This is a genomic window from Campylobacter sp. BCW_6463 (assembly GCF_001762785.1).
GTDB lineage: Bacteria > Campylobacterota > Campylobacteria > Campylobacterales > Campylobacteraceae > Campylobacter_D > Campylobacter_D jejuni.
Genome location: NZ_MJXL01000019.1, coordinates 63,800 through 77,410, shown reverse-complemented (window position 1 = coordinate 77,410; position 13,611 = coordinate 63,800). Strand labels below are relative to the sequence as shown.

Below are 13,611 nucleotides of genomic sequence, written 5' to 3'. Positions count from 1 at the left end.
AAGATAATACTTAGTTTGATTAGTTTACTCTCCTACTTGTTAAAAATTTCATCCTGATAATTTAAAATTATTAGGATGGATGTTTTTTTGGATTTATTTTTTTATTTTTGTTTTATTATTTAATTTTATAAAAATATAATTATCTTTTTATGCAACTTATAAGATAATATTAGATTTTAATGTAACTATCAAGGAAAAATATGTTTGATAAAATTCATTATTATTATTTTAATGCTAATTATGAAAAATGCTTAAACTTGAGTGAGCAATTTTTAAAAGAAAGTCCAAAATTTGCTTTAGAATTTGCTATGCTTTCTTCTTATAAACTTTCTCTTTTTCAAAAAGCTTTATATTATGCTCAAGAGCTTTTTTCTTTAAATCCTACAAGTTTTAATGGTCTTATGCTTGCTAAAAGCTATATTGAAAATTTAAGATTTGATGAAGCCTTGAATTTATTACAAACACTTTTAATTCGCAAAGATGATTTAGAGGATGAACTTAAGTTAGAATTGGCTTTTATTTATAAACTGGGTAATAAACTAGAAGAATCTGAACAAATTTTCAAAGAATTACTTTCTAAAGATATGTATAATCTTAATCTATGGAAAAATTATGCAGAAATTTATTTTAAACATGATTTTACGAAGGCATTAAATGCACATGAGCACTTGTGTCATTTTATGCAAGATTTGATTGATAAACTACAAAAAGGAATCATTGCTGAACAAACCAATCTTAATTTAGTCAAACTCGAAGATAGGCTTCATAGTAAAACCAAAGAAAATCTTACCATTTCTAAAATAGAAGATTTTTTAACTCATCAAATTTTACCCCAAAAAGCATACTTACTTTTTAAGCTTTTTAGAATATCTGATTCTTTAGAACTTTTTCAATCACTACAAGAAGCCAATCAACACCATGCACAGTTTTGGCAAAACTATGCTAAGGTCTTAGAATTTAACTCAAACTATCAAGAAGCTTATCATGCTTATAAAAAATGTCTTAGTTTGGATTCTCATGCAACCTATCAATTTGATTTGGCTTATCTTTTGATGCGTATGGGAGTGGATGATAATTTTGAAGAGGGCAAGAAATATTATGAAAGCAGATTATTTTATGCTCATAATGAAACTTTTTCTACTTATCATTATAATGAAAGCCTAAAAGCTTTTAATAAATTTGGCGTTGATGCTTTTAAAAATAAAGAAGTTTTAGTATTTTGCGAGCAAGGCTTTGGCGATACTATAATGTATGCAAGATGCTTAGAAAAACTTTGCAAAATCGCTTCAAAGGTTTTATTTGCTCCTCAAAGTGCCATGTATGAAATGTTTAAAAATCAAATCAAATTTTTAAATCAAAATAATGATATTTTTAAAAATGTAAAAGTTTTAAAAAATCTACCTACAAATTTTGATTATGCTATTCCTATTTGTTCTTTGCCTTTTTTTATTGATATTAAGCTTGATGAGATTTTACGATTAAAAACACCTATATTGCCACAGAAAAAACCGCATAATCAAAGAAAAAAACTTGGTATTTTTTATGCTACTCCTAATGCTGAAAATTCTGATTTATTAAGAAATGTAAAATTTGAATTTTTATTTGATGTATTAAAAGACTTAGATTATGAAATCATTTCTTTTCAAATGCAATTAAAAGAAGAATTACCTAAGGTAATAGAAGATAGAAGCAAGCTTATAAAAAATTGGAATGATACTCTAAATTATTTATATGATATTGACTGTATGCTTAGTATTGATAGTGCTATAGCGCATTTAAGTTTAGCTATGGATATTCCTACTATAGTTCTTTTACATCCTAGGTTTGATTGGCGTTGGGGAAAATTTGAAAATCCTAAAAGTTATTTTTGGCCAAAAGCAAAATGTTTTATCATAAAAGAACAAGAAGAAACAAAAAGGAATTTGCAAAAACTGATTAAAGATATTTTAAATTAAAGCTTAGTTTAAGAGCTTTAGGTGGAAAATTTGGTTTTTGATAACATCAGCTAGCATTTTTGGCATTTGGTTTATAATATCTTGATAATTTTGCTTTGCATCTTGACCTTTTAATGTCAAATTTAATTTTGCATTTTTTGCTGCAAGAATTTTTCCATTACTTGTAGAAATGATTTTAAAATTAATACTAGCCACACCTTCCTTACTCGTTGTGATAAAATAATTTGTAATATTTACATAAAAATCTTGCAAATTTACCACCACAACATAATCTGTAAATTTAGCATACATTTTAGCCTTGTCTTTTTCTTGTGTTAAAAAAGGACTTACATTTATAAGTTTTGCATCTTTAGGACTAAAATGTGACAAAGTTTTAGAACTTTGATAAATACCATTTGCAGCAGAATTAACCCAATTAAGCTTTAAACTTTGAATCAAATTTTTAGCAAATAATGTAGAAAACTCCTTATCACTCACCCTGAAACCATCTAAAAAATAACCGAAATTTTTCCTAAAAGTTAATACAATAGCAAAATCAATATCTTTATCTTTGGTGATTTGTGATTTTTTTTCAATCAAAGTAGAACTATCAAACAATGCTTTTTGTTGATTTAGATTTGGATTTGTAACATTTTGATTTAGATCTATTAGCTCAAAACTATCTGCGTTTTTTTCAATTTTAATAACTTTTTTCTGAGAAAAATTATTTGCCAAAAGATTAGAACTTAAAACTAAACTTAAAAACAAAATGAAACAATACCTCATCTTCATCCTTATAAACTATTTAAATATAAAATTATACTCTTTATTTTATAAAAAATCTTGTAAAAAATTCATAGATGAAACACAAATAAAAGGACTGGATTTATAATCTAAAGGGTTATATAAAATGTATTTTTTAGAAAAATCTCCCATAAATCCTCCATTTTGATTAATCAAAAAATCTCCTGCTACAATATCCCAAATATTAAGCTTTTCAAATCTTTTATAAACTCCTGCCTTAGCCTCTAAAATAGCACAAAATTTCAATCCAGAGCCTATATTAATAGCTTCTAATTGATGCTCTTTTGCAAAGTCTTCATCTTCTTTGCTAAGATGATTAACACTCAATAAGGCTTTATATTTATTTTTCTCGTATTCTTGCTGGTCAATTTGCAAAGGTTTATCGTTTTTATAAACCTTAGTTTTTGCATGAGCATAGAACATATCACCTTTTGATGGATTTTGTATAAGCGATAAAACAGGGCGATTGTCATGAACCAAACTTATCATAACGCAAAATTCATCACTGCCTTTTAAAAAACCACTTGTTCCATCAAGAGGATCAATAAGCCAAAAAGTTTTTAATTCTTCACATTCTTCTTTGCTGAGTAATTTTTCTTCTGATAAAATTTTAATATCCGTAGAACCTAAAATATCATTTAAAATTTTATTAGAAGCAAGATCTGCTGATGTAAGCGGGCTTTTATCTTCTTTTTCCCAAGTTTTGAAATTTTTTCTCTCTTCTAAAATAGCCTTAGAAGCTTGATTGCTAGCATTTATAGCAATTTCTAAAAATTTATCAAGATTAAGCATGATTATAAACTTTCTATAAGATTTTTAAAATTATACAAGAAGATTTTGTGGAATTTTTAATTTCCACAAAAAATTTTAATTAAATTTTACTAGTTTCACCCAAATAAAGTTGTCTTGGACGGACTATTTTAAGACTTTCTTGCTCTTTTTGTTCTATCCACTGAGCTATCCATCCTGGGGTGCGTCCTATAACAAATAAAGTAGCAAACATTTCATTTGGAATACCTAAGGCTTTTAAAATAAGTCCGCTATGAAAATCAACATTCGGATATAGCCCTCTTTGAACAAAATAATCATCGCTTAAAGCAATCTCTTCTATACGCGTTGCTACTTTAATAAGATTGGTATCAATATCCAACTCATCAATAAGTTGATCACGAAGTTTTTTAAGCACTTTTGCTCTGGGATCAAAATTTTTATAAACCCTATGCCCAAAGCCCATCAAACGGAAAGGATCGTTTTTATCCTTAGCCCTTTTGATGAATTCATCTACCCTATCAACACTACCTATTTGCTCAAGCATTCTAATAACACCTTCATTAGCTCCACCATGTGCATGACCCCAAAGTGCGCCAATACCTGCTGCTATACAGGCATAAGGATGAGCATGAGTTGAACCCACAGCACGAACCGTTGAAGTTGAAGCATTTTGCTCATGATCTGCATGAAGCATAAAAACTGTATCAAGTGCTTTTACCTCTATAGGTTTAAGCTCTACATGATCGTAAGGATAAGTTCTTAACATATATAAGAAATTTTCTGTAAAACCACGATCTAAATTTGGATAAGCCATAGGAAAGCCATGTTTATATCTATAAGCGGTGGCGACTATAGTAGGGATTTTAGCTACTATTCTAGCTGCCATTTCCATATATTCTTCTTTTACGTTCATATTTAAATGATCAGGATAAAAAGCACTAAGCGATGAAACAGCACCTTGTAAAACTGCCATAGGATGAGCATTATCAGGGAAAGAATCAAAAAGACGATGCATACCTTCATGGATAAAAGAACGCTTTTTCATTTCATAACGAAACGCTTCAAGACGCGTAGCATCAGGTAATTCTTTATAAAGTAAAAGATGAACCACATCTAAATAAAGTTTGTTTTCAGCAAGCCACTCTATAGGATAGCCACGGTGCATTAAAATTCCGTTTTCTCCATCAATATAAGTGATTTTTGATTTACAAGTAGCTGTAGAAGTTAAGCCCTCATCATAAGAAAACATTCCTGTTTGTTTATAAAAACTTGACATATCTACAACGCTTGGCCCAGTTGTACCATCATATATAGGAAATTCATAGCTTTTTCCATTTCTATTATCGGTTATAGTAACGGAATCTGACATTTTCGCTCCTTTTATTGTTACTTTTATTAATTCTAACAAAAAAGGACGATTATGAGTTTTTTTATTATTGAATTTTTAAGATTTTGTTTGCTTTTTTGAGTAAAAAAGTAACTTTCATTTTTTAGAATTAGAAAGAAATTTAATCATACTCATAACAATAATAGCCTCAAATAACGCTGTTAAAATAAGTGCTGAATAAAGCTTCTCATCAATAACCTTGCCCGAATAACCCAGAGTAGCTGTTGCTATAAGCAAGGTTAAAGGCATAGAATGACTAAGACCAAATAAAATCATATTTTTAAAACCAATTCTTTTTAAAAAAACACTTGCACATAAAATTCTTAAACCCACCATAACAAACATAAGTAAAAATGCTTGTAAAACGATTTTATAATCTAAAATCATTTTAAGATCAAAGGTTGAGCCTATATGGATAAAAAAAATAGGGATCAAAAACCCGTGTCCAAAAGTAGAAAGCTTGTGCTCAAGATCTTTTTTATGATCAAAAAAAGTAGCTATAAATGAACCTGCTATAAAAGAGCCAAGAACGATTTCAAGTTTTGTAATAACCATAGCAACAATAATCAGTATAAAAATGGCCATACAGAATCTTATATCTTTTTCATTTTTATCTTCCCATGGCATAAGCACAACTTTAAGCTGAGGATACCACCAAAAAAGCACACCAAGCATTTTAAATCCGAGCAAACAAAGTCCCAAAAAGATATTAAGATATAAAATACTTTGCGCTACATCAATAATACCTGTTCCTTCGCGCAAAAAAGCTCCCGCTATAGTCAAAAGCACAATAGAAATCACCTCAGCTAAAGTAGCTACTATCATAGCAATATTTAGCCAATAACACTCTTTTCCAAAATCCTTAAAAAGTAAAGATAAAAGCCCTACACTCATCACAGGTATAATGATAATAAATACTAAAGAAAGTCCAAAAATCCATACTATAAAAGAAGATAAAGCGTAAAGTAAAAAAATATAAAAAAAACTTTTTTTGACAACTTCTTTATCCATATTAAAAAAGGCTCTTAAATTTACCTCCATGCCCGCTATAAACATTAGATAATAAAAACCTACATTGGCTAAAAGTGCAAAATTTTCACTTTTTCCTATGAAACCAAAATACGCTATTATTGCCCCTAAAATAATTTCAGTAGCCGAAAGAGGCAAGCGTAAAATTTTTGCAATATGCGGAGAAAAAAGTAAGCATAAAGCTATAACAATAAGAATTTTTAGATCAATTAAACCTTGCGGATCAATGACACTCTGATGCAAAAGTAAATCCCATTTCTTTTAATTTTATTATATCTTGACTTGGTTCTTCACCTTTAGTGGTTAAATAATCCCCTATAACAATAGCCCCAGCACCTGCTTGAAAAATTTCATATTGTCTTTCTCGTAATACCACTTCACGCCCACCTGCTACCATTACCACGCTTTGCGGTAAAGCCTCTTTGGTATCACGCACGATTTTTAAAGCTTCATCAGCGCCAAGTCTTGGAACTTGTAGTTTTAAATTTTCATTTGCTATAAAAAAATTAATAGGCGTTGAAAAAGGCTGTAATTCTTGCAAAGATTTTCTAAAACTTAGCCTATCTTCTTCACTCTCACCCATACCATAGATTCCACCACAACAAAGCATAAGCCCTGCTTCTTTAGCGTTTAAATTGGTTTGAAATCTACTTTCCCAAGTATGCGTGGTGCAAATTTGTGGAAAAAATTCCTTAGAAGTTTCAAGATTGTGATTATAAGAAAAAATTCCTGCTTTTTTAAGTTCTTTGAGTTGCTCCACGCTTGCCATGCCATTACAGGCAATTAAAAGCAAGTTAGGCACTTCTTTTTGCACAGCCTTAGCAGCTTCGCAAACATACTCAAGCTTTTCATCATCAATCCCAAGTCCTGCTGTAACCAAACAAAAACCCAAGGCTTCATTTTTCTTTGCCATTTTTGCTTCTAAAACGATTTGTGAAAGTTCTTTACGACGATATTTTTGAATATCTGTTTTTACATGGGCACTTTGGGTACAGTATTTACAGTCTTCTGAACAATTTCCACTCGCTATATTTGAAATAGCACAAAGCATGATTTGCATTTTAATCCTTCATTTCTTTTTTAATTTTACACTTTAAACATTCTAAGAATGTACCTTTTTTAAGCTCTTTTATCACTAAAGTTTCGCCACACTCTTCGCATTTTTCTTCGCTTGGTTTGTATTTACTTATAAAATTGCATTTTGGATAAGCGCTACAGCCATAAAATTTACCGCGTTTTGAAAAGCGTTCTACGATTTCACCTTTTTGACAACTTGGACAAGTAATACCTGTACCATTAGCTTTAGCTTTTGCGGCAGTATTTTCGCTTTCATTTTTACTTTCACTTTTTAAATTTCTTGAATACTTACATTTTGGGAAATTTAAACACGCTACAAATTCTCCAAAACGCCCTTTTCTAATAGCAAGTTCCCCACCACAATCAGGACAACTTTCACCTAATTTTGTAACAGTTTTTTGACTGGCGATTTTTGTTTTTCCTTCTTCGATTTTTCTCATAAAAGGATAGTAAAATTCTTTTAAAGTTTCTTGCCAATCTGCCTTATCTTCTGCGATTTCATCTAAAGTGTTTTCAAGATTTGAAGTAAATTTACTATCCACTATATCGCTAAAATTTTTTTCAAGCACTTCGGTTACATTAAAAGCAACCTCACTAGGAATAAGTTGTTTTTTGTCTATTTTTACATAATCACGGCTTGTAAGTATAGAAATGGTTGGTGCATAAGTAGAAGGGCGACCTATGCCTAAACTTTCAAGTTTTTTTACAAGTCCTGCTTCTGAATACCTTGAAGGTGGTTCGGTAAAATGTGAGTTCATTTCTAAATTTTGTATTTTTAAATTTTCACCTATTTTAAAATTTGGTAAAATTTTATCCTTATCCATATCACCATAAACTTTATAATATCCATCGAAAAGGATTTTTCTACCGCTTATTTTAAAAACTGCTCTATCATTTTTTACAAATACATTTTGAGTTTGAGAGATAGCAGGATTCATCTGACAGGCTAAAAAGCGATTGTAAATAAGTGTGTAAAGTTTTAACTCATCTTTGTCTAAAAATTTGGCCGCAATTTCTGGAGTAAAACTTAAATTTGTAGGGCGTATAGCTTCATGAGCTTCTTGAGCACCTTTAGCCTTTGTAGTATATACATTTGCTTGGCTTGGAAGATAATCTTGGCCAAAATTTGCTTGTATGAATTTTCTTGCATTTTCTATAGCTTCTTTGGCCAAATTTAAACTATCAGTTCTCATGTAGGTAATAACCCCCATCACGCCCTCGTGAGTATTTACTCCTTCATAGAGTTTTTGAGCTATCATCATGGTTTTTTTAGGGTTAAAACCAAGGCGATTGCTAGCACTTTGCTGTAAAGTTGAAGTCATAAAAGGAGGTGGTGGAGCGATTTTTCTTTCTTTGCTTTCAATGTCACTTATAGTATAAGCTTCATTTTTGCAAGCTTCCAGTACAAGTTTGGCACGATCTTTGTTGATAATGGTAAGTTTTTCTATCTTAGCTTTGTCAAACTCAACTAGTTCTGCATCCAAATCTTTTTGAAAAATCATATCTATGCTAAAATATTCCAGTGGTACAAAGGCACGAATTTCTTTTTCACGATCGACTATGATCTTTAAAGCCGCACTTTGAACACGCCCTGCGCTAAGTCCTCTTTGAATTTTTTGCCCCAATAAGGGGCTGAGTTTATATCCTACAATGCGATCTAAAAGGCGTCTAGTTTGTTGAGCATTTACAGAGTGCATATCTAATTTTCTTGGATTTTTTAAAGCATTTTCTATAGCGCTTTTGGTAATTTCGTGAAAAACAATGCGCGGCAAGGTATTTTCATCTTTGCCTATAGCTTTTGCAATATGATAAGCTATGGCTTCTCCTTCTCTATCCTCATCCGTTGCAAGATAGACTTCTTTGGCATCTTTGGCTTTGCTTTTAAGTTCTTTAACTAAGGCGCTATGATCACTTGTGATTCTATACTCTGGAATAAATTCATCATCTTCTATTTTAATCCCAAAGCTTGATTTAGGTAAATCTCTAATATGTCCTTTAGAAGCAATCACTTCATAATCTTTTCCCAAAAAATTTCCTATGGTTTTAGCTTTTGCAGGAGATTCTACTATGATTAAATTTTTCTTCATTTTACACCCTTGTTGAATAAAAAGCTGAATTTAGCTAAAATTATTTAAAATTCTACTTATAAAATATATTTTAAAAACAAAACTATCATAACAAAATAAATAAAATATAATTTTAAGTAATTTTAAATACAAATCATAATTTTTGGAGTATAATAAAATAAAAAAGGCAAAATTATGAATGGCAAAACTTATAAATTTCATCCAAATGATACAAAAATGGATAAAAAAATAATTCAAATTACCGAAAAATCCGGATTTAAAGCAGCTGTGTTTTCTATGGCCGCTATGACTATGCTAGGAAGTGTAGTCATTTCATCTGCTCTACCTGCTATCAACAGACATTTTGAAGAACTTTTAACCCAAAGTGGTGCTACTCTTGCTTCAAGTTTCACATTAGCTCATCTTGATATACTTGTTCGCTTAGTTTTAACCATTCCTGCTATTTTTGTTGTCATTTTATCTCCATTTGCTGGTATTTTAATGGATAAATTTGGCAAATTAAAATTCATTCTTCCGGCTATGGTGGTTTGGACTATTTCTGGGGTAAGTGGCTTTTTCTTAAATGATATTTACGCTATACTGACTTCAAGAGCTATTTTTGGTATGGCAACTGCTTTTATAATGACAGGCGCTTCGGCTTTACTTGGAGATTATTATAGTCGCGGTGGCTTTAATCGCAGAGAAAATGCTTTAAGTCTTCAAGGATTTTTTTGTGCGGTAGGGGGTGCTATTTTTATTTCTATTGCGGGATTTGTTTCAAGTTATTCTTGGCGTTATCCTTTTTTGGTGTATGGACTTGGAATTTTAATTACCTTAATGGCTATCATTTATCTTTTTGAACCTAGAAAATTTAAATTCTATAATCATACAAAAATAGAAGCAAAAACAAATTATTGGCAATTTTTCCCTATCTATTTTATAGGTTTTTTTATCATGGTAGTTTATTATATTTCGCCAACTCAACTTCCTTACTATATAGAAGAACATTTAAGATTGGACCCTAAATATATAGGTATTTCGATGTCTGTATCTGCACTATGTTATGGTTTTTTCTCTCTAAGCTATAGATATATTATAAAATTCTTAAGTATTAAAACTATCTATGTTTTAACTCTTTTTATCGTATCTTGTTCTTTTTTGCTGCTTTTTTTAGTAGATAGCTTTTTCACAGTTTTAATCGCCTTAGCTTTGCTTGGAATGGGCGGAGGTATTATGCTTGTAAATAATACGGCTTATCTTTTTTCAATCTGTCCCGAAAATGCTCGCGCTAGGGCTTATGGAATTTTAGCAAGTTGTATATTTTTAGGACAATTTTTAAGTCCTATTATCTCTCAACCTATCGTTAGGCAAATGGGTCTTGTAGATGCTTTTTTAATATGGTCAATAGTAATTTTTATAGTGTGCATTGTGTTTTTATTTTTAAAGCAAAAACCTAGGATAAATTAGCAAGAAAAATCTTGCTAATTTTATTTATTACAAACCTACTGCACTTAAAGTTTGGTATTTACTCATATAAATTTGAGCTTCAATTTTTCTCATTGTATCAAGCGCTACTTGAACTACAATAAGTACAGAAGTACCGCCAAAATGAAAAGGCACACCCATAAATTTCACCAAAACCCAAGGCAAGGTTGCAACAAGCCCTAAATAAATAGAACCTGATAAAGTTAAACGAGAAGCCACTTCATTAAGATAATTTGAAGTTCCTTCACCTGGACGAATTCCAGGGATAAAACCGCCTTGCTTTTTCAAATTTTCTGCTATGTCTTTAGCGTTAAATACAATAGAAGCATAAAAATAAGCAAAGAAAATTACAAACAAGAAAGTTAAAACATGAAACAAATAACCATTTGGATTTAAAAAGTCATTAATGGCTTGTAGATAAGGATTTGTACTAGTTTGTAAAATCGTTGTTGGAAACATCAAAATCGCACTAGCAAAAATCGGTGGAATAACTCCACTAAGATTGAGTTTAATAGGAATATAATTCATAATGCGTTTGTTTTGATTTTGCATTACAACTTTACGAGAATAAGAAATAGGAATTCTTCTTTCTCCAAGTTCTACATAAATAATCACGCCTATAGTGATTAAAATCAAAGCAAAAATTGCAAAAGCGGTTAAGAAATTCATCTCACCTGAATTAATTTGTCCTACAGTTCCTGAAATCGCTCTTGGAATACCTGAAACAATACCTGCAAAAATGATTAAAGAAATACCATTTCCTATACCTCTTTGTGTAATTTGTTCGCCAAGCCACATTAAAAGCATAGTTCCTGCAAGCATAGAAATAGCACAAAGTGCGATAAACATATTTAAATCTTCCACCATTATAGCCCCTGCGCCACCACGACCATGTAAGCTTTGCAAACCTATAGCAACGCCTATACTTTGAACCAAAGTAATCACAATAGTCGCATAACGGATAATTTGCATATATTTTTGCATACTATCACGCTCTTTTTTCATCTTACCAATATTTGGAAAAGTTGCTGCAAGAAGCTCCATAATAATAGAAGCAGTAATATAAGGCATAATACCTAAAGAAATGATAGAAAAGCGTTCAGCCGCTCCACCACTAAAAACATTAAATAAACCCAAAGCATTGTTTTGATTGTTATTAAAAAATTCCGCAATCACATCAGCATTGACGCCAGGAACTGGCACATAAGCCAGAACCCTATAAGCAAACAAAAATGCTAAGGTGATTAAAATCTTATTCGTCAATGCTCTATTCATTATTTTGATCCGGTGACGCTAATATTCTCGTCTTTGATTTTTGATACTAAATCTTTTGCACTTGCACCAATTAATTTGATTTTATTCACAGATTTTGAAATTTTGTGAACACTTTTAATACTCTCAAATGTAATTTCACTAAGCTCTTTTACAGCTGTGATTTTTTCAACATTGATCACATAAGGTTTTTGAATTTTAGAAGTAAAACCTACTTTTGGTAGTCTTCTTTGAAGCGGTTGTTGACCCCCTTCAAAACCTCTTTTTTCATTATAACCTTTTCTAGCAGTTTGACCTTTACCCCCTTTAGTAGCAGTCTTACCCATGCCAGAACCTTGACCACGGCCAATTCTTTTAGTTTTATGCGTTGAACCCGCTGCTTTTGTTAAATTCATCTTCTTATCCTTTTAACATTGTTAAAGCTTTGATTGTAGCACGAACCACATTAGCTGAATTATTTGAACCCAAAGACTTGGTTAAGATGTCTTTAATACCTGCAAGTTCCACGATAGGGCGTGTAGAACCACCTGCGATAACTCCTGTACCTTCACTAGCTGGTTTAAGTAAAATTCTACTTGCATTATATTTTACCTCTACATCGTGAGCGATAGTTGAGCCTTTAGTTTTAACTTCAACGATATTTTTAAACGCATCGTCAACAGCTTTACGGATAGCATCTGGAACTTCCTTAGCCTTACCATAACCAACACCTACTAAACCTTTGCGGTTTCCAACGATAACTAAAGCAGTAAATCTAAATCTTCTACCACCTTTAACAACCTTAGTAACTCTGCCGATATCGACGATTACTTCTTCAAATTCTTCTCTATTATATTTTTCCATCGATTTACCCCTTATAGCCTAATGCCATTTTCTCTTAAAGATTCAGCCAAAACTGCAATAACACCATGATATACATAACCATTTCTATCAAAAACAGCTTGTTCTATCTTTTTAGCTTTTAAAGTTTTAGCAAATTCAGCAGCGATTTTTTTAGCGCCTTCTTTATTTGCTTTAACGCCAAGTTTGCGTCCATCAACTGCTGCTAAAGTTACAGCTTTTGCATCATCAATCGCTTGGATATATAGAGTTCTGTTCGATTTAAATACAGAAATTCTTGGAAAATTTTCACAACCTGAAATTTTCGCTCTAATTCTTTTTTTTCTTTTGATTCTTAAAGTTAGTTTTCTTTTTAATACATTTGCTCTCATATTCTACCCTTACTTCTTAGATGTCTTACCAGCTTTGCGGATAATGCGTTCATCAGAATACTTAACGCCTTTTCCTTTATATGGCTCTGGTGGTCTAAATTCACGAATTTGAGCAGCAACTTGACCTACAACTTGTTTATCACTTCCTTTAACTGCAATAGTATTTTTATCCACTACAATTTCAATTCCTTCTGGAATATCATAATTAATAGGATGAGAAAAACCAAGGCTTAGTTCTAAAACTTTACCTTTTAAAGCTGCTTTATAACCAACTCCATTGATTTCAAGAGTTTTTGAAAAACCTTGAGTTAAACCTACAACGATATTGTAAGCTAAAGCTCTGTAAGTTCCCCAATAAGCTCTACTTTGTCTATCTTCACCTTTTGGAGAAAAAAGAATATTATTATCTTTAATCTCAACATTTACATTTGCTTTAGTATCAAGTTCTTTTGCCAAATTTCCTTTTTTAAATTTAAGCAAATTTCCTTCTAATTTTACTTCTACTCCTGCTGGAATAGCAATCGGTTGTTTACCTATACGAGACATATTTTTCCTTTTTATTTGTCTAGGATATT

13 protein-coding genes are annotated in these 13,611 nt (G+C 31.1%); 2 read left to right on the top strand and 11 right to left on the bottom strand.

Annotation, left to right across the window (positions count from 1 at the left end; all coding sequences use genetic code 11):
• Positions 1–200: 200 nt before the first annotated feature.
• Positions 201–1,955 carry a hypothetical protein gene (locus AJ884_RS02135; RefSeq protein ID WP_070286387.1) on the top strand — a complete coding sequence of 585 codons (1,755 nt, stop codon included), beginning with the start codon at positions 201–203 and terminating at the stop codon, positions 1,953–1,955.
• Positions 1,956–1,958: 3 nt separating this feature from the next.
• Here the strand turns inward: AJ884_RS02135 and AJ884_RS02130 are convergent, their stop codons facing one another.
• The 6 genes from AJ884_RS02130 to topA all read right to left on the bottom strand — a co-directional run bounded on the left by AJ884_RS02130 (position 1,959) and on the right by topA (position 9,089).
• Positions 1,959–2,726 (bottom strand): hypothetical protein, encoded by a 768-nt coding sequence (locus AJ884_RS02130; RefSeq protein WP_074469934.1) that lies wholly within the window; start codon positions 2,724–2,726, stop codon positions 1,959–1,961.
• A gap of 39 nt (positions 2,727–2,765) precedes the next feature.
• Positions 2,766–3,530 carry a 3'(2'),5'-bisphosphate nucleotidase CysQ gene (locus tag AJ884_RS02125; RefSeq protein WP_070278383.1) on the bottom strand — a complete coding sequence of 255 codons (765 nt, stop codon included), beginning with the start codon at positions 3,528–3,530 and terminating at the stop codon, positions 2,766–2,768.
• 79 nt (positions 3,531–3,609) lie between these two features.
• On the bottom strand, positions 3,610–4,878 hold the full coding sequence (locus tag AJ884_RS02120) for a citrate synthase (protein WP_044778608.1): 1,269 nt from the start codon (positions 4,876–4,878) through the stop codon (positions 3,610–3,612).
• Positions 4,879–4,992: 114 nt separating this feature from the next.
• Positions 4,993–6,168, bottom strand: a complete 1,176-nt coding sequence (locus AJ884_RS02115) for a cation:proton antiporter (protein WP_060816449.1) — start codon at positions 6,166–6,168, stop codon at positions 4,993–4,995.
• Positions 6,149–6,985, bottom strand: coding sequence for a biotin synthase (locus AJ884_RS02110; RefSeq protein ID WP_070210588.1), 837 nt, complete (start codon positions 6,983–6,985; stop codon positions 6,149–6,151). Before AJ884_RS02110 ends, AJ884_RS02115 begins: the two co-directional genes overlap by 20 nt.
• A 1-nt stretch (position 6,986) precedes the next feature.
• Entirely contained in the window at positions 6,987–9,089 is a 2,103-nt protein-coding gene (gene topA / locus AJ884_RS02105) for a type I DNA topoisomerase (protein ID WP_070209939.1), read from the bottom strand.
• Between the two features lie 174 nt (positions 9,090–9,263).
• Here topA and AJ884_RS02100 point away from each other — a divergent pair, with 174 nt between their 5' ends.
• Positions 9,264–10,535: an MFS transporter gene (locus AJ884_RS02100; protein ID WP_070210590.1), complete on the top strand. Its 1,272-nt coding sequence runs from the start codon at positions 9,264–9,266 to the stop codon at positions 10,533–10,535.
• A 27-nt stretch (positions 10,536–10,562) separates the two neighbouring features.
• Here AJ884_RS02100 and secY read toward each other — a convergent pair whose 3' ends face one another.
• From secY to rplF, 5 genes are read right to left on the bottom strand one after another with little or no spacing between them, the layout of a single operon-like run.
• On the bottom strand, positions 10,563–11,828 hold the full coding sequence (gene secY / locus AJ884_RS02095) for a preprotein translocase subunit SecY (protein ID WP_002860827.1): 1,266 nt from the start codon (positions 11,826–11,828) through the stop codon (positions 10,563–10,565).
• Entirely contained in the window at positions 11,828–12,220 is a 393-nt protein-coding gene (gene rplO, locus AJ884_RS02090; RefSeq protein ID WP_002851292.1) for a 50S ribosomal protein L15, read from the bottom strand. The genes secY and rplO overlap by 1 nt, the downstream gene beginning before the upstream one ends.
• Positions 12,221–12,224: 4 nt before the next feature.
• Positions 12,225–12,668, bottom strand: a complete 444-nt coding sequence (rpsE, locus tag AJ884_RS02085; protein ID WP_002779428.1) for a 30S ribosomal protein S5 — start codon at positions 12,666–12,668, stop codon at positions 12,225–12,227.
• An 11-nt stretch (positions 12,669–12,679) separates the two neighbouring features.
• The gene (rplR, locus tag AJ884_RS02080) at positions 12,680–13,036 is read right to left on the bottom strand and encodes a 50S ribosomal protein L18 (protein WP_002860829.1); all 357 of its coding nucleotides are present in this window, start codon (positions 13,034–13,036) and stop codon (positions 12,680–12,682) included.
• Positions 13,037–13,045: 9 nt separating this feature from the next.
• Positions 13,046–13,582, bottom strand: a complete 537-nt coding sequence (rplF, locus tag AJ884_RS02075; RefSeq protein WP_002851302.1) for a 50S ribosomal protein L6 — start codon at positions 13,580–13,582, stop codon at positions 13,046–13,048.
• Between the last annotated feature and the right edge of the window lie 29 nt (positions 13,583–13,611).